Source organism: Variovorax sp. UMC13, assembly GCF_014170375.1.
GTDB lineage: Bacteria > Pseudomonadota > Gammaproteobacteria > Burkholderiales > Burkholderiaceae_C > Variovorax.
Genome location: NZ_LZZW01000031.1, coordinates 184,167 through 205,188, shown reverse-complemented (window position 1 = coordinate 205,188; position 21,022 = coordinate 184,167). Strand labels below are relative to the sequence as shown.

Below are 21,022 nucleotides of genomic sequence, written 5' to 3'. Positions count from 1 at the left end.
AAACGAATTGATCTTAGGGGAAACTACAGCGAAAATCGCACCATAAGGAAACGAAATGGACAAATACGAAGCGCCTGCGGGTGATCTGAGCTGCGACGTGCTGGTGGTCGGCGGCGGCATCAACGGCTGCGGCATCGCGCGCGACCTGGCGGGCCGTGGCCACCGGGTGGTGCTGTGCGAGAAGGACGACCTGGCCTCGCACACCTCCTCGTCCTCGACCAAGCTGATCCACGGCGGCCTGCGCTACCTCGAGTACTACGAGTTCTCGCTGGTGCGCAAGGCGCTGCAGGAGCGCGAGGTGCTGCTCAAGAGCGCGCCTCACATCATGTGGCCGCTGCGCTTCGTGATGCCGCACGACCCGTCGATGCGGCCGGCCTGGATGATCCGCATCGGCCTGTTCATGTACGACCATCTGGCCAGGCGCGAGGTGCTGCCGGGTTCGCGCTCGGTCGACCTGCGCCGGCACGCGGCCGGCCAGCCGCTCAAGCCCGAATACAAGCGCGGCTTCGTCTATTCCGACGGCTGGGTCGACGATGCGCGGCTGGTGGTGCTCAACGCCATCGACGCCCGCGCGCGCGGCGCGCAGATCCTCACGCGCACCTGCTGCACCAGCGTGCAACGCGACGCCACCGGCTGGACCGCCACGCTGGAGGGCCCCGAGGGCGTGCGCAGCGTGCGTGCCCGCGCGGTGGTCAATGCGGCCGGCCCCTGGGCCGAGTCCTTCCTGCGCGGCACGGCCAAGGCGGCGAAGGGCGAGGCGCTTGCGACCAAGAGCCTGCGGCTGGTCAAGGGCAGCCACATCATCGTGCCGCGGGTGTTCGCGCACGACCACGCCTACATCTTCCAGAACCCCGACAAGCGGATCATCTTCGCCATTCCCTACCAGGACGACTACACGCTGATCGGCACCACCGACGTCGAGGTCGGCGCCGACGACGCGGGCGCCTCGCGCATCTCGACCGAGGAGATCGACTACCTGTGCGAACAGGCCAGCCGCTACTTCGAGAAGCCCATCGTGCCGGCCGACGTGGTCTGGACCTACTCGGGTGTGCGCCCGCTGCTCGACGACGCCTCGGGTGACCCGTCGGCGGTCACGCGCGACTACCTGCTCGAAGCCAACACCACGGCCGCGCCGCTGCTGTCGGTGTGGGGCGGCAAGATCACGACCTTCCGCAAGCTGGCCGAGGACGCGGCCGATGAGATCGGGCGCATGCTGGGCGACCAGCGGCCGGCTTGGACCGGCGGCGCCTACCTGGCCGGCGGCGACCTGTCGGGCTGGATCGGCGCGCCCCAGCGCCCCGACACGGACTTCGAGCGCTTCGTCGCGGCCGTGCAGGCGCGCCATGGCTGGCTGCCCGCGCCGCTGGCGCGCCGGCTGGCCCATGCCTACGGATCGCGCATCGAAAAGCTGCTGGGCGACGCGGCCTCGATGGCCGACCTGGGCGAGGAAGTGGCGCCCGGCCTGCATGCGCGCGAGCTGCGCTACCTGCAGGCGGAGGAATGGGTGACCACGGCCGACGATGCGCTGTGGCGCCGCTCCAAGCTGGGGCTGCGCTACACGCCCGAGCAGCGCGCGCAGGTCGCGCAGTGGCTGCAGCGCCTCAGCTGAACTCGACCACCACCGGCTGGTGGTCCGAGGCCTGCGTGACGCCGTCGACCTCGATGCGGCGCACGCGCGGCGCCAGGCCCTCGCTCACGAAGACGAAATCGCAGGCCACGGGCTCGGGCCCGTAGCTGCGGTCGAACAGGCGGAAGGTGGGCGCATGGGGCGTCGCGCCATGGCGGATGCGCCAGGCGTCCTGCAGTTGCTGCGCGCCGTCGGTGCCGAAGCCCTGCTGGATCGCCGCGTACTCGGGCTCGGTCGGCTCGAGGTTGAAGTCGCCGCAGAGGATCGCATGGCCGGTGTGCACCTTGGTCTGGAAGGGGGAGCGGCTGTCGTCGTCCAGCGGCGGCGCGGCGGCATGGGCGCAGGCTTCGATGTGCAGGTCGCGCAGCGCCAGCGCCTGCGCCATGCGCTGCGGTTTCGAGTAGTACTCGAGGTGCGTGCTCATCACGCGCACCGGGCCGAGCACCGGACTCTGCAGCGTCACGACCGTGCACATGCGCGGCATGCTGCGCACGCCCGCGTCGGCCGGCCAGGGCAGCGCATGGTGCTGCACCTGCGCGACCGGCAGTCGCGTGGCGATCAGGTTGCCGAAGCGCATGCGCCGCCCCTTGGCATCGAACTCGTCGACCGCGGCGCCGAAGAAGAGCTGGAAACCCGGTAGCAGGGCCTGCAGCTCGGCCGGCTGGTCGCCGGGTGCGCCCGGCATGTCGGCATAGCCCTGTGCGATCTCCTGCAGGCACAGCACGTCGAAGTCGGCCATGGCGCGCGCGCCCTCGACGATGCGTTGCGGGCTCACGGCGCCGTCGAGGCCGCGGCACCACTGGGTGTTCCAGGTCACGAGTTTCATTTGATCCCCGCCCGCATGAAGCTTTGGACGAACTGGCGTTGGAAAAGAAGGAAGGCGATCAGCAGCGGCGCCGAGGTCATCAGCGTCGCGGCCGTGATGATCGACCAGTCGATGCCCTGGTCGACCGAGGAGAAGACCTGCAGCCCGACCGTGAGCGGCCGCGCCTTGACGCTGTTGGTCACGATCAGCGGCCAGAGGAAGTTGTTCCAGTGGTAACTCACCGACACCAGCCCGAAGGCCACGTAGATCGGCTTGGCCAGCGGCACGTAGACGCGCCAGAGGATCTGCAGCGCGCTCGCGCCTTCCATGCGCGCGGCCTCGTCGAGCTCCTTCGGGATGCCCATGAAGGTCTGACGCAGCAGGAAGATGGCCAGCGCCGAGGCGAAGTAGGGCAGGCCGATGGCGAACAGGCTGTCGATCAGGCCCAGGCTGGCCATGGTGCGGTAGTTCTCCACCAGCAGCAGGTCGGGCATCACCGTGAGCTGCACCAGCACCAGCGAGAACACGATGTCGCGGCCGCGGAATTCGTAGCGCGCGAAGGCATAGGCCGCCATGGTGCTGAGCACCAACTGCGCCACGAGGATCATCAGCACCAGCAGCGTGGTGTTGAGGAAGTAGCGCGCGAAGGGCGCGGCCTCCCAGGCGCGGGCGAAGTTGTCCAGCGTGAGCGGCGCGTTCCAGACGAAGCGCGCCGCGTACTCGGGCGCATGGAAGGCGGTCCACACGGTGTAGATCAGCGGCAGCACCCAGGCCAGCGCGAGCAGCCAGGCGGCCAGCGTGTCCAGCCGGGTCGGCGCGTTGTAGGCGAGCCGTTGCGAGGGCGCGGCCTTCATCGGTAGTGCACCTTGCGGTCGAGCACGAAGAACTGCAGCAGCGTCACGCCGACCAGCGCCACGATGATCACCATGGTGAGCGCCGAGGCGTAGCCGGTGTCCCAGAAGCTGAAGCCGACTTCGTAGAGGTGGTAGAGCAGCAGCGTCGAGGCGTTGTCGGGGCCGCCGCGCGTGAGCACGAACAGGTGGTCGACCATGCGGAAGGCGTTGATCACGCAGTTGATCAGCACGAACAGCGTGGTGGGCATGAGCAAGGGCCACTGCACGCGGCGGAAGAAGTACCAGCGCGACGCACCCTCGATCGCCGCCGCCTCGCGCAGGCTCGGGTTGAGCGACTGCAGCGCGGCCAGGTAGAAGATCATGAAGAAGCCGGCTTCCTTCCACACGGCCACCAGCGTGACGGCACCGAGCGCGGTGCTCGGGCTGCCCAGCCAGTTGTGCGAGCCGAAGCCCAGTGCGCCGCTGAGCTGCTCGAGCAGGCCGTACTGCGGCGTGTAGAAGAAGAGCCAGATGTTGGCCACCGCGATCATCGGCAGCACGGTGGGCGTGAAGTACGCCATGCGCAAAAAGGTGCGGCCCGCGATGCGCTCGTTGACCCACAGCGCCATCGCCAGCGCCAGGCCGATCGACAGCGGAATGGTCGCGCCCGCGAACCACAGGTTGTTGGTCAGCGCCTTCCAGAACACCGGGTCGTCGAGCATGACTTGGTAGTTCTCCAGGCCCACCCACACCGCCGGCCGGCCGCCCTTGGGCGTCGACTGGAAGCTGTGCCACAGCGTGCCGATCACCGGCCAGTGGGTGAAGGCCAGCAGGATCAGCGAGGCGGGAAGCAGCAGCAGCCAGGCCTGCACGGCCGTGTGGCTGCCGCGGTGGACGGTCGGGCTGCCGCGCGTGCTCACTTGTAGTTGCGCAGGATGCGGTCGGCTTCCTTCTGCGCGTCCTGCATCGCCTGGGCCGGTGTCTTGGTGCCGGTCAGCGCGGCCTGCAGGCCGTCGTTCAGGGCCTTGGTCACGCGCTGGTTCTCATGCGTGGAGAACTCGGCCACCGACACCGGCAGCTGGTCGCGCGCCACCAGCGCGGCCGGGAAGTCCTGGCCGTACTTCTTGAGCGTGGGCGTGTCGTAGGCGGCCTGCGAGACGGCGACGTAGCCGGTCTCCATGCTCCACTGGGCCGCGCGCTCGGGCTGCGTGACCCACTTGGCGAACTTGAAGGCGGCTTCCTGCTGCGCCGGCGTCGACTTCTTGAAGATGTAGAAGTTGCCGCCGCCCGTGGGCGAGCCCTTGCGCTTGTTGCCCGGGATCATGCCCACGCCGAAGTCGAACTTGGCGTTGGCCTTGATGTTGGTCAGGTTGCCGGTGGTCGTGTAGATGATCGCGGCCTTCTTCTCGAAGAAGTCCTTGGGCGTGGTGCCCCATTCGACGACGCCCGGCGGGTGGATGCCGGCCTTGCCCAGGTCGACCCAGAACTGCAGCGCCTCGATCACCTTGGGGTCGTCGAACTTGACCTGCGTGCCGGCCTCGTTGGCGAGGATCGTGTCGTTGGGCGTGGTCAGCGTCTGGAACAGCCAGTAGGGGAAGCCGCTCGACGGGATCTGGATGCCGTACTGCGTGGTCTTGCCGCCCGCGTCCTTCTTCGTGAGCTTGGTCGCGGCGTCCTTGAGTTCGGCCCAGGTCGTCGGTGCCTTGTTGGGGTCGAGGCCGGCTTCCTTGAACAGCTCCTTGTTCCAGTACATCACGACGGTCGAGCGCTGGAAGGGAATGCCCCAGGTCTTGCCGCCGGTCTGGCTGTTGGCCATGAAGGCCTTGTAGAAGCTGCCCATCCAGGCCTTGTCTTCGGCTGTCTTGGCGAAGTCGTCGAAGGGCACGATGGCGTCCTCGTCGATCAGCGTGAACATGTCGGTCGACAGCAGCACCGAGGTGACCGGCGGCGTGCCCGACTTGTGGGCCGTGAGCGCCTTGACGATGGTCTCCTGGTAGGTGCCGGCGTAGATCGGCGTGACCTTGATGTTCGGGTTCTCCTTCATGAAGCCGGCCGCGAAGCCGTCGATGGTCTTGGCGATCGGGCCGCCGACCGCCACCGGGTAGTAGAACTGCAGGTCGACCGGTGCTTGTGCCTGCGCGAGGCCGGCGAAGCTGGTGAACAGGGCCGTGGCGGCCAGCGCCTTGACGAAGGTGTTGCGTTGCATGGGGGGACTTCTCCTCGAAATGAAATCGTTGATGGCGATGGGGTGGTGCGCCTCAGTGCGCCGTTTCGGTGCGCCGGCCCGCGGCATCGAAGCCGTGGGCTTCCTCGGCGGCCCAGCGCAGGCCGACCCTGTCGCCCGGGGCCGCCAGGTGCTGGCCCGCGGCGCGCACCAGCAGCGTCTCGCGGCCGACCGCGCAGCGCAGCACCAAGTCGGCGCCCAGGTACTCGACGCTGCGCACCACGGCGGGGATGCCCTGCGCATCGAGCGTGATCGCCTCGGGCCGCACGCCCAGCATCGCGGCCCGCACGCCCGACTCGGCCTCGCTGCCCGCGATGCAGCCGTCGGCCTCGAGAGCGACCAGGTTCATGGGCGGCGTGCCGATGAAGCGCGCCGCGAAGGTGGTGGCCGGGCGTGCATAGAGCGCGCGCGGCGTGCCGGCCTGCTCGACCCGGCCCTGGTGCAGCAGCACGACCTGGTCGGCCATGCTCATGGCCTCGGTCTGGTCGTGGGTCACATAGACCACGGTCAGGCCCAGCTTCTGCTGCAGTTCGCGCAGTTCGCGCCGCATGTCCTGGCGCAGCTGGGCGTCGAGGTTGGACAGCGGCTCGTCCATCAGGCAGACCTTGGCCTGCGCGACCAGCGCGCGGCCCAGCGCCACGCGCTGCTGCTGGCCGCCCGAGAGCTGGCCGGGCTTGCGGTCGAGCAGCGCGCTCAGGCCCAGCAGTTCGGCCGCCTCGCGCAGCCGGCGCGCGCTCTCGGCGGCCGGCACCTTGCGCACCGACAGGCCGAAGCCGATGTTGTCGGCCACGCTGAGATGGGGGAAGAGGGCGTAGTTCTGGAACACCATCGCGATGCCGCGCTGGGCCGGCGGGAGATCGGTGACATCGCGGCCATCGATCAGCACCTGGCCGGCGCTGGCGGTCTCGAGGCCCGCCACGATGCGCAGGGTGGTGGACTTGCCGCAGCCCGAGGGACCGAGGAGGACGCAGAAGGAGCCGGATTGGATCTGCAGGTCGACGGCATGCAGGGCCGTGCTGTCGCCCCAGGACTTGGCGACGCCGTTCAGGGCGATGGAAGACATGCCGCAGTGTAGGAACGAAGTGTGACAAGTGTGTTGTCTCCGGGGTCAGTGTTTTCCTAGGAGGGAGGGCATGCGAAACTTCGCTACAGTGATCTCGCCTGTCCGGGCTTCGTATATCTAAGGAAAATTCATGAGCAAGAAAGTCGCTTACGTCACCGGTGGCATGGGAGGCATCGGAACCGCCATCTGCCAACGCCTGCACAAGGACGGTTTCACGGTCATCGCGGGCTGCGGCCCCACACGCGACTTCGGCAAATGGCTTGCCGAGCAGAAGGCGCTGGGCTACGAGTTCCACGCGTCGGTCGGCAACGTCGGCGACTGGAACTCCACGGTCGAGGCCTTCGGCAAGTCCAAGGCCGAACACGGCAGCATCGACGTGCTGGTGAACAACGCGGGCATCACCCGCGACCGCATGTTCCTCAAGATGACGCCCGAGGACTGGAGCGCGGTGATCGAGACCAACCTCAACAGCATGTTCAACGTCACCAAGCAGGTGGTAGGCGACATGGTCGAGAAGGGCTGGGGCCGCATCGTCAACATCAGCTCGGTCAACGGCGCCAAGGGCCAGGCCGGCCAGACCAACTACTCGGCGGCCAAGGCCGGCATGCACGGCTTCACGATGGCGCTGGCGCAGGAGCTGGCGTCCAAGGGCGTGACGGTCAACACCGTGAGCCCGGGCTACATCGGCACCGACATGGTCAAGGCCATCCGCCAGGAAGTGCTCGACAAGATCGTCGCGACCATTCCGGTCAAGCGCCTGGGCGAGCCCAGCGAGATCGCCTCGATCATCTCGTGGCTGGCCACCGACGAGGGCGGCTATTCCACCGGCGCCGACTTCTCGGTCAACGGCGGCCTGCACATGCACTGAGCGCTGCCGGCGCCTGCAGAAGAAAGAACCCGCTGCGGCGGGTTTTTTCTTGCGCGTCACGCTGCTGCGGGAGTGTGGACGCTACAGTCGCAGCAACCCCTTGCGCCTGTTCATGGCGCGAGTCCTCTCCAGCGATTTCCCTCAGCCAGCGACACCCACCGGATGCCCCACAGCGTTTCATTGATCAACACCATTGCCGCGGGTCTGGGCCTGGCGCTCATCCTCGGCTTCCTGGCGGCGCGCGTGCGCCTGCCGGCGCTGGTCGGCTACCTGCTGGCGGGCGTGATCATCGGACCGTTCACCCCCGGCTTCGTGGCCGATGCCGAGATCGCCGCCCAGCTGGCCGAGATCGGCGTGATGCTGCTGATGTTCGGCGTGGGCCTGCACTTCTCGCTCGACGACCTGCTGGCGGTGCGCAAGATCGCGGTGCCCGGCGCGCTGGTGCAGATCGGCGTGGCCACGCTGATGGGCGGCGCGCTCGCCACCTGGTGGGGCTGGAACCTCGGCGGCGCGCTGGTCTTCGGCCTGGCGCTGTCGGTGGCCAGCACGGTCGTGCTGCTGCGCGCGCTCGAGAGCCTGGGCCTGCTCGATTCCTATACGGGCCGCATCGCGGTCGGCTGGCTGGTGGTGGAAGACCTGGCGATGGTGCTGGTGCTGGTGCTGCTGCCGCCGCTGGCCGGCACTCTGGGCGGGGCCGCCGATGGGGCCGACGCCAGCGCCATCTGGACCACGCTGGGCATCACGCTGCTGCAGGTCGGCGGCTTCGTGGCGCTGATGCTGGTGGTCGGCCGGCGCGTGTTCCCCTGGATCCTCTGGCAGGTCACGCGCACCAATTCGCGCGAGCTCTTCACCCTGTGCGTGGTGGCGGCGGCGGTGAGCATCGCCTTCGCTTCGGCCGCGCTGTTCGGCGTGTCCTTCGCGCTGGGTGCCTTCTTCGCCGGCATGGTGATGCGCGAGTCGGAATTCAGCCAGCGCGCAGCCGAGGAATCGCTGCCGCTGCGAGACGCCTTCGCGGTGCTGTTCTTCGTCTCGGTGGGCATGCTGTTCGACCCCTCGGTGCTGATCGAGCGGCCGCTGCAGGTGCTGGCCGTGGTGGGCGTGATCGTGGTGGGCAAGTCGATCGCGGCCTGCGTGCTGGTGCTCGCCTTCCGCTACCCGCTCAACACCGCACTCACGGTGAGCGCGAGCCTGGCGCAGATCGGCGAGTTCTCCTTCATCCTGGTCGGCCTGGGCGTGGCGTTGAAGCTGCTGCCGCCCGAGGGCCAGAGCCTGATCCTGGCCGGCGCGCTGATCTCCATCGCCACCAACCCGCTGTGGTTCAGCCTGATCGCGCCGATCCAGAAATGGCTGCGCGCGCATTCGTCCTTCGCGCGTTCGCTCGATGCCCGCGACGACCCGCTGGCCGAGCTGCCGACCACCACCGAGGCGCGCTACCTGTCGCGCCAGGTGGTGCTGGTCGGTTACGGCCGCGTCGGCCGGCGCATCGCCGCGGCACTCACGGCGCACCACATTCCCTTCGTGGTCGCGGAGCAGAACCGCGAGCTGGTCGAGAAACTGCGCGCCGAAGGCGTGGCCGCGGTGTGGGGCGATGCGGCCGAGCCCGCGGTGCTGATCCAGGCCCACATCGCGCGTGCCCGGGTGCTGGTGGTGGCCACGCCCGACGCGATGAACGTGCGCCAGATGATCGAGACCGCGCGCACGCTCAACCCCAGCATCGAGACCGTGATCCGCAGCCACAACGAGGACGAGGCCCGCCTGCTCACGCAGGAGGCCGCGGTGACGGTGTTCCTGGGCGAGGAGGAACTGGCCCAGGCGATGGCGCGAGACGTGGTGCGCCGGGCCGTGCCGGCCTGAGCGCCCGTCGGCGTATCAGAGGTCCTCGATCACCAGCATCCGGTAGCGCTGCGCGATGGCGTAGGGCACGGTGCGCACCACCTTCATCAGGCGCTCGGCCGCTTCCTCGTCCTTGGTCTCGACCAGCAGCGCCGTGTGGCCTTCGCGTGCGAGCTTGGTGTAGGCCCGCACGGTCGCGCCCTCGGTGCCGGCGGAGGGCAGGGGGTTGTCAGCGTCGGAGGTGGTCGGCGTGATCTGGGACAGCACCACCTCGGGCGGGATCAGGTAGATGGCGCCGGCGTCGAAGCCGTGCTCGCGCAACTGCTGGCCCACGTGCCTAGCGTCGTCCGCGCTCGGGAACATCACCATGGAATGGCCGGTGGGATAGAAGGCGCCGCCGAGGGTGGCGGTCATGTGGGAGGTGATCGCGAAGTTCTTCATGAGAGGGCCTCTTCAGTGGCGGCATTGGGCCGAAAGAATCAGCCTAGGAGGCCTCTCGCGCCGCAGGTGTAGGAGAAGCGTGGATGCGCGTGAAGCCTTCCGGCCTGCCATGGCGCCTGGCCTCCTCCCATGACAAAGGCAAGACGCATTACAAAATAAGACGTTTGTGATTAATCGTGACTTTGTGCCCTGCCAAAGTGGCGGCCCTTGCATAGCATCGGGGGCGTGCCGCCGATCACTCCCTCTCTCCCTTCATGTCCCCCCTGCGAAACATCGCGTTGACCGTCCACGAATTGGAGGAAGGTGAGTTCCATTGGGTGCTGGTCGAGGCCCCCGGTGTGGAGGAAACGCTGCCCTACCAGCCCCTGGAAGCCTCCGACGACGCCTACGACAACTACGGCACTGCGCTCGTCGCGGGCCTGGCGGCCATGCGGCGGCTGTTCGGCAAGGAAGGGCCGCGCGGCTGAGGCCTCGTCGGCGGAGCGGCGGACGGCTGTCCGCGCGCGCCGTGCCGGATTGGAACGGGTAAACGCGCATGCAGCTCGCCCGTGAATGTTGCCCGCCTCTGTGACAATCTGTGTCCCATCTCCCTGCGAGGACTGCAGATGTCGAGCTTGCGTGCTGTTCCGTCGACCCTCCTGGCCGCGACCGTCGCGGTTTTTGCACTGGCCTCCTGTGGTGGAGGTGGCGGAGGCGGCGGCGGTTCAGGCGGTGGTGACGGCGCTCCCGCGGCCGGCCCCCCGCTGCCGGCGCCCGCGGCCATGATCGCCCGCGCCAAGGCGCTCGAACTCAATACCCCTTATGTCCCGCCGCCCGGCGACGTGCTGGAACTCCACACCTCGGGCTACGCGAAGACCATGTGCTCGGCCGCCTTCATCACCGGCCTGAACCCGGACGTCGCCGTCGAGAACGTGGGCTTCTTCACCGGCCCCTACGCCTGGCGCCAGGCCGTGGGCAGGCCGGTGTTCGATTACGCGAAGAAGGAAGTCCGCATCACCCTGCCCAACGGCCGGGTGATCACGGCCCGCCACTTCGGCTCCCAGGGCTGCGTGACGCTGCCCTCCGGGCGCGACGACGTGCTCTTCACGCCAGTGCGAGTGAGCAGCGCGCTGCCCGGCGCCGACAGCCTGCCCTGGCCCATGGGCGACGTGCTGCCCACCGACCCCGTGTCTGGCCTCGACACCGCCAAGCTCGCGCAGGCGGTGGATGCGGCCTTCGCAGCCCCCGAGGCCTACACGGCCGCCTTCGTGGTCACGCACAAGGGCCGCATCGTGGGCGAGCGCTACAGGCCTGGCATCACGCCGAGCACGCCGCTCGAATCGTGGTCGATGGGCAAGAGCGTGGTGGGCACGCTGATGGGCGTGCTGATCAAGCAGGGCGCCTACACGCTCGACCAGCCAGCGCCGATCCCCGAATGGCAGGCGGCCGGCGACCCGCGGCAGAAGATCCGGATCTCCGACATCCTGCACATGTCGAGCGGGCTGCGCATCAAGGCGCCCGAGGACCCCGACTTCGACCCCCAGGGCACCTACCCCGACCACACCTACTTCTACACCGGGCGCATCAACATCTTCAACTACGCGGCGACCCGGCCACAGCAGTGGCCGCCCAACACCGTGGGCCGCTACCGCAACACCGACCCCGTGCTCGCGAGCTACCTGGTGCGGCTGGCGGTAGAGAAGCGCGGCGAGGAATACCTGTCGTTCCCGCAGCGCGCGCTGTTCGACAAGATCGGCATCCGCTCGATGGTCATGGAGACCGATCCCTACGGCAACTTCATGACCCAGGGCTACGAGTTCATGGCCGCGCGCGACTGGTCGCGCCTGGGCAACCTGTACCTGCAGGACGGCGTCTGGAACGGCGAGCGCATCCTGCCCGAGGGCTACGTCAACTTCGTCAGCACGCTGGCGCCCGCCTGGGCCGCCGACAAGCGGCCCATCTACGGCGGCTTCTTCTGGCTCAACGGCTCGGCCCAGTACCCGGTGCCCACCTCGGCCTACTACATGCTCGGCGCGGGCGGGCAGATCACGCTGATCGTCCCGTCGCACGACCTGGTCGTGGTCCGCATGGGTTTCGACCGCGGCGCCACGCCCTCGGAGACCTCGCTGCGCAAGGCTCTTTCACTGCTGATGGAAGCGGTGCCGCGTACCAACGGGAAATGAAGACATGCACAACAGTTCTCTTCTTCGCCTGCCGTGCGCGCTGCGCCGGGCGTCTTGCACGTTGATGGTCGCAGGCACGCTGCTGCTGGCGTCCTGCGGTGGTGGGGGAGGCGGCGGCGGTGCCGCGCCACCGGCGCCGACTCCACCCGCGAACCCCGGCAGCGGCAACGGCTATCCCCACGCCGCGGAGCCGATCGGCACGGTGCGCCAGATGTACGACGGCGTGCTCACGCCCGAGTTGGCCGTGAGCACCTACCGCAACATCGACCGCCTGTTCCCGACCCGCACGATCGACGCCAGCGGCACGCCCTACGCGCTGCCTGCGGCCGCCACGCAATTGACGCAACTGCGCTTCGTGGCCGGGACGCGCGACTACGGCCTCGACGAGTTCTTCGCCGCCAACCGCGTGGCCGGCCTGCTGATCCTCAAGGACGGCAAGATCGCCCACGAGAGCTACCAGTACGGCAACACGCAGAAGACGCGCTGGATGTCGATGTCGGTCGCCAAGTCGGTCACCTCGACCCTGATCGGCGCGGCCGTGCAGGACGGCCTGATCGCGAGCATCGACGATCCGGTCGTGAAGTACGTGCCGCGGCTCAAGGGCAGCGCCTACGACGGCGCGACCGTGCGCGACGTGATGATGATGGCTTCGGGCGCACGCTGGAACGAGACCTACACCGATCCCACATCAGACCGCCGCCAGATGCTCGAGGCCCAGATCGGCCAGACGCCCGGCGCGCTCATGACCCTGATGAGCAAGCTGCCGCGCGCGGCCACGCCCGGCACGGTCAACAACTACAGCACCGGCGAGACGCAGGTGGCGGGCGAGATCGTCTACAACGCGGTGAAGCGGCCGCTGGCACAGTACTTGTCGGAGAAGATCTGGTCGCGCATGGGCATGGAGGCGCCCGCCAACTGGTGGCTGGATTCGCCCAACGGCGTGGAGATCGGCGGCAGCGGCATCAGCGCGACCCTGCGCGACTACGGCCGCTTCGGCCTGTTCATGATGAACGACGGCGTGATCGACGGCCAGCGCGTGCTCCCGCCCGGCTGGGTGGCCGAGGCGGGGTCCCCCAAGCGGCTGAGCGGCGGCACACCGCTGGCCTACGGCTATCTCTGGTGGATCCCCGGCGGGCGCTCGGGCGACGACGGCGCCTTCTACGGCACCGGCATCATGGGCCAGTACCTCTACATCAACCGCAAGGAGAAGGTCGTGATCGTGGTGTGGGGCGCGCAGCCGCAGCCGACGGGGGCGGGGCTGCCGATGGTGCCCTTCTTCGATGCGGTGGTGGGGGCGCTGCAGGGGGCGAATTAGGGCGGCTTCGCCGGCTCCGTGTTTCCCCTGAGGAGCCGAGCTCGGTGCTTGTCTAGAGTGGGGCGCCATGGAGGATGTCCGGGCGGGGCTTTTGACCCCGCCGCTCATCCTCTCCTCGAGCGTGGTGATGATCAGCTACTTCGCACTCTCTGCGTGGGGTCGGCGGTTGAGCGGCACACCGCTCGACTGCCTCGTGGCCGTGCTGATCCTGACGGTGGTCGCCTGCTTCGCCATCCACGAGAGTTGCGCGACGGAGGGCGGGCATTCGCTGCGGTGCCTGTTGTATGCCTTCGGGCTCCAGGAGCAGCCGTGAAGTGATGCCGCGGCGGCGGTCGTGCAGCCCGAATGCCCCACCCGAGACGGGCGCTGCCGCCAAACAGGGAAAATGGCAGATTCGAGTGAATCCGAGCTTGATGCCGAGGCCCGCGCCTGGTGCAGGGCGGATTCGCCTGTCCGACAAAGAAACCATGCCCCTGAATCCCACGCTTCGCGCCGATCGCCTGTCCATCGCCCCCATGATGGATTGGATGGTTTGTCTTTGAAAATATTATATAAATCAACGGCTTAGCGTGATGGTGGTTGCTCAATGTGGCACTAATGTGGCACTGCCGCCCATGGAGGCGAGTGCTCCATAGGCATGGCGGGCGCGAGAACCGCTGTCAGTCCAAGCTCCGCAGAAAGGAACGGCCCGGGTTCTGGCGTCAAAGTCCGCGACAACCAAGCTTGCTGGGCGAGTCGGGTCGCCGCCAAAAGCAGCGGTCGGTGGCTGCTATCGGCCCCACAGTCGACCCTCGTCTGAACTTTGCCAACGTCTGCTTTGCAGCGGTTCCCTTGTCAAGGGACCCGTCCAACGTCACCGGCGACTAGGCGAAATTTGTCCCTGAACGGGTAAGCTGCCGCAAGGAGTACATGCGGCCTCATTTTAAAGCAGTGGGGTTGTGGGCTTTCGGAAAAAGTCGCCGGCGGGTGCCAGGCGGAATCGCCTCTCGACCTTTCAATCCTGCGAGTAGGCCGGGCGCCCCTGAAAATCCTAACTTTTTGTGAAGAAGCTGGCGGTCGTTGTTTCTCGATGGACGCAGAAAATGATCTGCTAATCTTCTGCCAAGATAACCAATTTCTGGACGGCAGCGCACTATGACCAAATCACTCATGTTTGACGCGCCACGTGAAGGCGAGTTCACCCAAGGCTCGGTGTTCTCCTGCGCGTATGCTGAGGATTATCCTGAGGTCTCGGTCTACGGCCTCGTCATCACTGCTCGCTGCGACGCAGCGCAGGATAAGACCCCTATCTTCAGCTACATCCCGACCGTCTCGCTTCATGATTGGATGCTCTGCGATGGCGGAAACATCGCCATGGATCGCCTCAATGCGGATTGCCAAGGCAACTTGAGGAAAGCTCTCAAGGATGCGGAACTATCGGAGTCGCTACTCGAGACAAAGACTATGGACGAGATCTATGATTCCCACTTTAAAGAGCGCGAGGGCGACAAGACATGGCGTGCACGTTGCGTCAAAATTCGGACGACGATGGATACCTATGTGAGAACAAAGGAGCTTCGAACGGCACGGGATATGCGTGAAGAGCGCAGAATTCACTTGGCTGCGAATCCTGCACCGGTTGATGCAGTGGTTAAGGAACTGTCCGGAAACCGACTATCTGGCTTCTATCTCTTACGAGATATGCCGACACTGAACGGCGATGAATTAAACTTTGTTGCTTTACTTCGCGAAATTCATCATATGCCTACAAAGCTAACGCGCGATATTGTGGTTGGTGTATCGAAAGAATCGTGGGCAGGAAGAGACAAAGATGGAGTGCGTTGTCCAAGGTTTGCTGCGACCGACGATCTGGCGGCACCAGTAGCCAAGTTGAAGTCCCCATGGATTGAGCATGTGATGCAAAGCTTCACCATGCTATTTGCGCGTATCGGCGTAGTGGATAACGACTTTTCAACGGTAAAGCGTTCTCTCTCACCATTAGGACTGGGGTGATCAATGAAATTTTTGTACTTTGACGAAGGAGCTTGCTCCGAAATAATTTCAGAGCGGGTTTTTCAGTCACCCGAGTTCGAATTGGGGAAACTGCTCATCTCGGTATTGCGAGGCACAACGCCCAAGGCACGACTCACCTTCCGCTGCGTTGCGACTTCAGCGGCAGATGGAGTCTTTGTGCTGACACCGGAAAAGGGTGTACAAAACTATATAGTCATCGACCTGGAGGAGGCTAAAGACCTCTTCCAACTCGACGACAGCGGCCTACTTCTTTCGATTCAAAAGACTTTTCGCTTCGCTACAAAGTGTTGGGGCGGGCTGAAGCCAAGCGTTAACGAGCGAATTCTTACGAACAATAAAGGCATTGTCTTCCCGTACCCAATTGGCATGCAGACAGCTCTTCGAGTCTGTATCGACCGAAATCCCGATGCAAAACGGAGAGTTTCGCGCGATACGAAAAAAGCTCTGTTGCTATACAAGTTTTCTGACAACGAAGGCATCGGGGTGGCCGAGGAGCCGCGTCTGACGAACTTCAGAAAGGCCTGGGAGAACCGCAGTGAGGGCTATGCCCTTGCCGCGCAGCAACTACAAGATTTAGTTAATTTGACCGGCAACGGTTCTACTTCACTCGCCGTTACTGAACTGCGAGGAGCCAATAAGCCTCGCTTGGTCGAGGCCGGCTTGGAAGGGTGGATTAGTGTACTCACTAACTCACAACTAGCGTTTGTGAATTCTTCCCTAACGGTGCCTCATCGAATCGAGGGGCCAGCTGGTACGGGAAAAACACTCTGTCTTGTCCTCAAAGCATTAAAAACGCTGAAAGACGCATCGACGGCACACATCCCACATCAGCTACTATTCATTGCTCATAGCGAACCGACACGACGCACTATTGAGAACCTTTTCGCCATGAATGGCGGCGAGGATTTCATAAATGCGGATTTTGAGGTGCTGGCCAAACCGCAGTCAATCAAAGTTACGACACTTCAGGGGCTATGCGCACATCTGCTAAAACGCGAGATCTCGGACTCGGAATTGGTGGACCGCGATGCTTACGAGTCGAAGCTAATACAGAGGTTATACGCTATCGAGGGCGTGGAAAATGCGCTGCGCGACGAATATGAATCTCACTTGCCGTTTCTCTCGGAATCGTTCCGAAAGTTCTTGACGGAAACAGAAAAATGGGCAATTGCTGAGATGCTCCAGCACGAGATTAGCGTTCAGATTAAGGGTCGCGCCGATCAAGACTTGAATAAGTACAAGAAGTTGGACCGACTCAAAATTGGATTCCCCGTTGAGAATGATGGCGATAAGACATTTTCATTTCTGATGTATCAGAAGTATCAGGGCGAATTAGAGGCTGCTGCTCAGTTCGACACCGATGACGTTGTGCTTAGCGCGATCTCTCAACTAAATACGCCAATTTGGCGTCGACGGAGGGCACGGGAAGGATTTAGTTCTATTTTCATCGACGAGACTCACTTGTTCAATTTGAACGAGTTGTCAGTCTTTCATCGGCTTACAAAGAGTGAGCTGCAGCAGCCAATCGCTTACTCTGTGGACCGCTCTCAGGCTCTGGGAGATCGTGGCTGGACAGACTTGTCGTTTGAAGCCGCCTTCGATCCATCCGGCACTCTTGGCCAATCAGACCCCACCCGTATACGTTCGGTCTTCCGGTGTTCGCCAGAGATTGTCGATCTTGCATTTTCAGTGACGTCGAGTGGTGCGACGCTATTTACCAACTTCCACAATCCACTTACGGCGTCAGTTAGCGCGTTCACTGCGGAAGAGGAGCGCAAGTCGCGGACGCCTGCATACCTCAGCTTCGCGTCAGATGACGCAATGTTAGAAGGCGCATTTGATCGGGCGGATGTGCTTGCTCGAGAAATGGGAGTCCTTAAGGCTGACGTTGCAGTCATTGTTTTTGGCGATGACCTCTTTGCCCGCTGCCAAGAATTTGCAAAAGCAAATCGCAAGCCGATTGAGGTCGTCAAAAGTCGAGGAGACCTCGACGCTGTGACGCGTGCTAAGAATTCTGGACGTTTCGTCCTTACTGCGCCTGAATTTGTAGGCGGATTGGAGTTCGCAGGGGTGGTGCTTGTAGGGGTTGATGGAGGAAGGGTCCCTCCAAATGGATCAGGGCTCGAGTTCGAGCCCAGCCAAAACTTTCTCAACTATGCAGCACATCAACGTCTGTACGTCGCCATAACGCGAGCACGATTTCGCGTCGAAATACTTGGAAATATGGCCCGTGGAATGAGTGACATCTTGCGAAGTAGCGTTTCCGCTGGTCTCCTGGACGCGAATGCATCGGCTGCTTAGCGCCTCGGTATCCGCTTCAGGAAATCTGCCTGTCATCACGACCGACCGCCCGGTAACGGCAAACCATACCAACTTTTTTAGTGGTGGATCAGACCGGCAACAACGGGTCGAAATGCCGGAGCTCGACAGAGTGCGTTGAGCGACCGGATCCAGCCAGAGGCGGTCGTCCGCCCGCCGGCGCCGAACGACCCCTTCTGGCCGACTGCTGCCTGTCGTCGCCTCTGAGTTTTGGGCCTTCGCAGGCCTGGATGGCTAGGACAGCCCGCATAGTGCGGGCGGTTTGTCATTTCGGACGAAGCTGATCTAGCTCCTTGCGTGCCGCCTGCTGGCGGCCGTCGAGGTATTCAGCGAGGTCTAAGAGGCCCACCGCCTTCTGCGATTTCTGGCTGCTTGGGTCTGTCCTGACTAAGGGCAATCGGATCTCTCCCGTCGTGCACTTTGCCGCCAGCTTCTTGACATCAAGGTGTGTGAAGTAGTCGCGCTGCACCCATTCCAGGGGGATGACTGATCGTGCGTCGTACTGCGCCATGAGCAGGAACAGGGTCTTCATACTGCGATGCCCTCCGGCGGGCTGATGTCGACCACGCGGCCTCCAGCGGAGCGCACCATGGCTTCTCCATCGATGGCCGCGCTGGGCAGTGCGCTGCGTAAGCGATCGATGCGACCGTCATCTTTGTGGAACTTACTCGCGATTCCATACATATCTGTACATTCAAAATAATCATTGCCTTCTATTTGATCGTATGTACAATTAAATGAATGCGCTACTCCTTCGATCCCGCCAAGCTCGCCGTCAACGTCGCTAAGCACGGCGTTTGGTTCTCGGCAGCTGAGGACTTCGAATGGGAGTCGGCGCTTGTGGCGGTGGATTCGCGCAAGGCCTACGCCGAAGCGCGGCTCACAGCGGTCGGCCTGATTGGCGAGCGTCTGCATGTGATGGTGTTCAACCTGCGCGACACCACGGTGCGCCTTATCAGCCTGCGCAGGGCAAACAGTCGAGAGGTGAAGCGATATGTCGATCACAGCTAAGTCGGGCCGGAAGGTCCGCATGCCTACCGCCGCTGAGGACGCGAAGATCAACGCGGGTATCGCGGCCGACCGGGACGCACCAGAGGTCACAGACGGGGCCTTCAAGAGGGCACGGCCAGCGGCGGAAGTGTTGGGCACCGAAGTCGTGGCCAAGCTGATGGCCCAGCGCCGCCCGCGCGGCCGGCCGGCGGGCAGCACCGCGGCCAGCACCAAAGTACCCGTTACCGTGCGCGTTGACCCGGACGTGCTCGAGGCGCTGCGCAGTACCGGCGCGGGCTGGCAGACGCGCGTGAACGACCTGCTGCGCCGTGAGTTCATGCCGCACCGTTGACTGGCTTGGTTCATGGCTTCACGTTGACGAACGGCATGGGCGCGGCCGCGGCGACGTACTGCGGCAGCTTTCCGTCACACTTGGCGGCGGGCTGTAGCTGCACGTAGCCCCTGCGGTTGGCCTGCATGCTTAGCATGAGCTGCGCGAAGCGATCGAGAAAGGCCTGGCGCCAGTCCTTCCAAGTCATCGCCTCGCGCTCCGGTGTGTCCAGCGAAACCCAGTCGAGCGGCTCGTGACGGTCGTGAGCCAGCGGCTCGCCGTCGCCGAGGACTTCCCACCCGCTGTGGGTCAGGTCGCGCCAAGCCGTCAGGTCGCGCCGCTCAGTGGCCAGCGCGCGCAGGTCAATGCTCCGCAGGAGCAAGCGATACGAGGTGAACACCGTGGAGATGCGGAAATGCAGGCGTAAGGCCTTCTCGTGCTCGGTCTCGAACACGGTCCATGCGTTGGTGCCGCCTGCGGCGACGCTGCGTTGGTTCACTGCGCGCTTCGCCGGGCTGCTGAGGTCGGCGGTGTAGGCCTCGTGTGCGTCGTGCATCAGAGCGGCGAGCTGCACGTGCGCCGATGCCTTGCCGCGCTGCGCGATCTCGCTGCAAAGCAGGCTGTGCTCTGCCACGCTGTACGGGCGCTTGCAGGCGCCGGTGAAGCGGTTGAGCTGCGCCAGGTGGTGCGCGATGTCTTCGATGCGGAAGTGGCGGCCCTGGTCGGTGACCGAGTCGGGTCCGGTGAAGTGGTACTCGATGCCGGTGGCGGTGACCATAAAACTCATGAGAGGCTTTCTGCGGCCAGCGCTTGCAGCGTGGCCTTGCGGAGGATGAAGAACTGCTTGAACTGGCGGCCGGCATCGCTGTAGAAGGGCCATGGGCAGGACTCGTTGAGTGATTCGCCGCGCTCTGCTGCCGCATGGGCGGCTTTCTTCACGGTGTCGATGGAGACGATGGGGAAAGGCATGGTGTCAGGAGGCTTGCGCGGCGGGCTGCTGCTGTGCGGCCGCAGCGCGGGGTGGCAGCAGACGGCAGGCCGACACCTGCGCATGGATCTCGGGTACGCGCGGGCCGAGCTGGGCTCTCGGATTCAGCAGCTCAAGCTGCAGCGCGGCGCCTGCCCTGAGGGGACCGTTTGCGGTCCACCAGGCCTGCGCCTCGGGCCCGCGCCAGCGCACGAGATAGGGCTCGTTGGCATGCAGGCCCTGGTTGTCGACGACGCGCAGCGTGAGCGAGAAGGTTCCGTCTTGCTCGACTTGCGTCGTGGCGGCCTGACGGCCCACGAAGAATCTGCCAGAGGTGAGCGTCGGCATGGTCAGAACCTCAGGAAAGAAGCGGGGGCGATGGCCAGTGCAACAGCGCTCCCAAGGATCACGGCCCAGACGGCGCCGATCATCCAGGGGGAAAGGGGTGGCGTTCGCGAGCGGAGTTGCTCCATAAGCAGTTCTTCCGCTTCGTCGGGCGTGAGAGGTGGCAGGGGGCGCAGCGCGCGGTCCGTGTCGCTGCACTCGCGTGTGACGTGCTGCATGGCTTCGAGGTGTTCGGGCGTGTTGTCGCGCGGGCCGCGCGCGCCGCGATCGGCAGTGTTCACAGGCGCTCTCCTCGTGCCATTTCGGCGCGCACGCGGCGGAACGTCTTGGCGATATCCGTTTCGAGCCGGCGCACGTAGCGGAAGCGCGGATCGGTGAGGCCGCCGACGGGGCCTGTGGGCAGTTGCTGCGGCGCACGGAGCAAGCGCTGGGGCTTGAGCACGACGATGGTCATGGCGTGCTCCACCCGAAGGCGATCATCGCGGCGAAAACGACCGGCAGCAGCACGGGCACGGCGAGCATCGCGAAGGTCTTGAGCATGCTCATTACGCGCCCCGCGCGGCAGCGTTGAGGGTGTCGATGTCGCGATTCAGTAGCTGCGCGTTCTCGCGGAACGCCGCGGCGGCCGGGTGCTCGTCTTCAGCGGATGGGGCGCGTGCGACGACGGCCGAGCCGGCGAACTCGCCTACGGTCAGCTTGCCGGTTCGGAGCGCCTTTTCGGCGTGTGCGACCTGCATGCCGTGCCAGTTGCGCGTGCGCTGGCCGAGAGGCTGGATTGGCCGGGCGAAGGCCTGGCGGCGCGACCCAACGGTGCGAATCCATATTTCGCAGGTGGGGCTGGTGGTTTGTGCCGGCTGGGCGGCGCATGCTTGTTGCACTTGCATCT

At 64.9% G+C, this 21,022-nt stretch carries 24 protein-coding genes; 11 read left to right on the top strand and 13 right to left on the bottom strand.

Annotated features, from left to right (window positions below; all coding sequences use genetic code 11):
- Positions 1 to 55 precede the first annotated feature (55 nt).
- On the top strand, positions 56 to 1,609 hold the full coding sequence (glpD, locus tag A9977_RS26035) for a glycerol-3-phosphate dehydrogenase (RefSeq protein ID WP_183027694.1): 1,554 nt from the start codon (positions 56 to 58) through the stop codon (positions 1,607 to 1,609).
- Here glpD and A9977_RS26030 read toward each other — a convergent pair.
- From A9977_RS26030 to A9977_RS26010, 5 genes are read right to left on the bottom strand one after another with little or no spacing between them, the layout of a single operon-like run.
- Positions 1,602 to 2,453 (bottom strand): endonuclease/exonuclease/phosphatase family protein, encoded by an 852-nt coding sequence (locus tag A9977_RS26030; RefSeq protein WP_183027693.1) that lies wholly within the window; start codon positions 2,451 to 2,453, stop codon positions 1,602 to 1,604. The genes glpD and A9977_RS26030 overlap by 8 nt on opposite strands.
- On the bottom strand, positions 2,450 to 3,286 hold the full coding sequence (locus A9977_RS26025) for a carbohydrate ABC transporter permease (RefSeq protein WP_183027692.1): 837 nt from the start codon (positions 3,284 to 3,286) through the stop codon (positions 2,450 to 2,452). Before A9977_RS26025 ends, A9977_RS26030 begins: the two co-directional genes overlap by 4 nt.
- Complete coding sequence (locus tag A9977_RS26020; protein WP_183027691.1) at positions 3,283 to 4,185, bottom strand: carbohydrate ABC transporter permease; 903 nt, start codon at positions 4,183 to 4,185, stop codon at positions 3,283 to 3,285. Before A9977_RS26020 ends, A9977_RS26025 begins: the two co-directional genes overlap by 4 nt.
- Positions 4,182 to 5,471, bottom strand: a complete 1,290-nt coding sequence (locus A9977_RS26015) for an ABC transporter substrate-binding protein (RefSeq protein WP_183027690.1) — start codon at positions 5,469 to 5,471, stop codon at positions 4,182 to 4,184. Before A9977_RS26015 ends, A9977_RS26020 begins: the two co-directional genes overlap by 4 nt.
- Positions 5,472 to 5,523: 52 nt before the next feature.
- Positions 5,524 to 6,552 (bottom strand): ABC transporter ATP-binding protein, encoded by a 1,029-nt coding sequence (locus tag A9977_RS26010; RefSeq protein WP_183027689.1) that lies wholly within the window; start codon positions 6,550 to 6,552, stop codon positions 5,524 to 5,526.
- 130 nt (positions 6,553 to 6,682) lie between these two features.
- Here A9977_RS26010 and phbB point away from each other — a divergent pair, with 130 nt between their 5' ends.
- The gene (phbB, locus tag A9977_RS26005; protein WP_183027688.1) at positions 6,683 to 7,420 is read left to right on the top strand and encodes an acetoacetyl-CoA reductase; all 738 of its coding nucleotides are present in this window, start codon (positions 6,683 to 6,685) and stop codon (positions 7,418 to 7,420) included.
- 162 nt (positions 7,421 to 7,582) lie between these two features.
- A complete protein-coding gene (gene ybaL, locus A9977_RS26000) occupies positions 7,583 to 9,274 on the top strand; it encodes a YbaL family putative K(+) efflux transporter (protein WP_183027687.1) in 1,692 nt (563 codons plus the stop codon).
- A 15-nt stretch (positions 9,275 to 9,289) separates the two neighbouring features.
- Here ybaL and A9977_RS25995 read toward each other — a convergent pair whose 3' ends face one another.
- Entirely contained in the window at positions 9,290 to 9,694 is a 405-nt protein-coding gene (locus tag A9977_RS25995; RefSeq protein WP_183027686.1) for a hypothetical protein, read from the bottom strand.
- Between the two features lie 254 nt (positions 9,695 to 9,948).
- Between A9977_RS25995 and A9977_RS25990 the strand changes: the two genes are divergently transcribed.
- The 6 genes from A9977_RS25990 (at position 9,949) to A9977_RS25965 (ending at position 17,485) form a co-directional block, all read left to right on the top strand.
- Positions 9,949 to 10,161, top strand: coding sequence for a hypothetical protein (locus tag A9977_RS25990; protein WP_183027685.1), 213 nt, complete (start codon positions 9,949 to 9,951; stop codon positions 10,159 to 10,161).
- Between the two features lie 294 nt (positions 10,162 to 10,455).
- Positions 10,456 to 11,856, top strand: coding sequence for a serine hydrolase (locus A9977_RS25985; protein ID WP_259652148.1), 1,401 nt, complete (start codon positions 10,456 to 10,458; stop codon positions 11,854 to 11,856).
- Positions 11,857 to 11,860: 4 nt separating this feature from the next.
- Positions 11,861 to 13,171, top strand: coding sequence for a serine hydrolase (locus A9977_RS25980; RefSeq protein ID WP_259652147.1), 1,311 nt, complete (start codon positions 11,861 to 11,863; stop codon positions 13,169 to 13,171).
- 127 nt (positions 13,172 to 13,298) lie between these two features.
- Positions 13,299 to 13,484 (top strand): hypothetical protein, encoded by a 186-nt coding sequence (locus A9977_RS25975; RefSeq protein ID WP_183027683.1) that lies wholly within the window; start codon positions 13,299 to 13,301, stop codon positions 13,482 to 13,484.
- 821 nt (positions 13,485 to 14,305) lie between these two features.
- Positions 14,306 to 15,163 carry a hypothetical protein gene (locus tag A9977_RS25970; RefSeq protein WP_183027682.1) on the top strand — a complete coding sequence of 286 codons (858 nt, stop codon included), beginning with the start codon at positions 14,306 to 14,308 and terminating at the stop codon, positions 15,161 to 15,163.
- A gap of 3 nt (positions 15,164 to 15,166) precedes the next feature.
- The gene (locus tag A9977_RS25965) at positions 15,167 to 17,485 is read left to right on the top strand and encodes a UvrD-helicase domain-containing protein (protein WP_183027681.1); all 2,319 of its coding nucleotides are present in this window, start codon (positions 15,167 to 15,169) and stop codon (positions 17,483 to 17,485) included.
- 283 nt (positions 17,486 to 17,768) lie between these two features.
- Here A9977_RS25965 and A9977_RS25960 read toward each other — a convergent pair whose 3' ends face one another.
- Positions 17,769 to 18,035 (bottom strand): pyocin activator PrtN family protein, encoded by a 267-nt coding sequence (locus A9977_RS25960; RefSeq protein ID WP_183027680.1) that lies wholly within the window; start codon positions 18,033 to 18,035, stop codon positions 17,769 to 17,771.
- Between the two features lie 209 nt (positions 18,036 to 18,244).
- Between A9977_RS25960 and A9977_RS25955 the strand changes: the two genes are divergently transcribed.
- Both A9977_RS25955 and A9977_RS25950 read left to right on the top strand, forming a co-directional pair.
- A complete protein-coding gene (locus A9977_RS25955; protein ID WP_183027679.1) occupies positions 18,245 to 18,514 on the top strand; it encodes a BrnT family toxin in 270 nt (89 codons plus the stop codon).
- Positions 18,515 to 18,533: 19 nt separating this feature from the next.
- Complete coding sequence (locus A9977_RS25950) at positions 18,534 to 18,845, top strand: BrnA antitoxin family protein (RefSeq protein ID WP_183027678.1); 312 nt, start codon at positions 18,534 to 18,536, stop codon at positions 18,843 to 18,845.
- 10 nt (positions 18,846 to 18,855) lie between these two features.
- On the opposite strand, the gene A9977_RS25945 is transcribed toward A9977_RS25950, so the two are convergent.
- The 6 genes from A9977_RS25945 to A9977_RS25920 all read right to left on the bottom strand — a co-directional run bounded on the left by A9977_RS25945 (position 18,856) and on the right by A9977_RS25920 (position 21,020).
- Complete coding sequence (locus A9977_RS25945; protein ID WP_183027677.1) at positions 18,856 to 19,602, bottom strand: hypothetical protein; 747 nt, start codon at positions 19,600 to 19,602, stop codon at positions 18,856 to 18,858.
- Between the two features lie 5 nt (positions 19,603 to 19,607).
- A complete protein-coding gene (locus A9977_RS25940; RefSeq protein WP_183027676.1) occupies positions 19,608 to 19,793 on the bottom strand; it encodes a hypothetical protein in 186 nt (61 codons plus the stop codon).
- Positions 19,794 to 19,797: 4 nt separating this feature from the next.
- Positions 19,798 to 20,139, bottom strand: coding sequence for a hypothetical protein (locus tag A9977_RS25935; protein WP_183027675.1), 342 nt, complete (start codon positions 20,137 to 20,139; stop codon positions 19,798 to 19,800).
- Between the two features lie 2 nt (positions 20,140 to 20,141).
- On the bottom strand, positions 20,142 to 20,417 hold the full coding sequence (locus tag A9977_RS25930; protein WP_183027674.1) for a hypothetical protein: 276 nt from the start codon (positions 20,415 to 20,417) through the stop codon (positions 20,142 to 20,144).
- A complete protein-coding gene (locus tag A9977_RS25925) occupies positions 20,414 to 20,590 on the bottom strand; it encodes a hypothetical protein (protein ID WP_183027673.1) in 177 nt (58 codons plus the stop codon). Before A9977_RS25925 ends, A9977_RS25930 begins: the two co-directional genes overlap by 4 nt.
- Positions 20,591 to 20,681: 91 nt before the next feature.
- Positions 20,682 to 21,020, bottom strand: coding sequence for a hypothetical protein (locus A9977_RS25920; protein ID WP_183027672.1), 339 nt, complete (start codon positions 21,018 to 21,020; stop codon positions 20,682 to 20,684).
- Positions 21,021 to 21,022 lie beyond the last annotated feature (2 nt).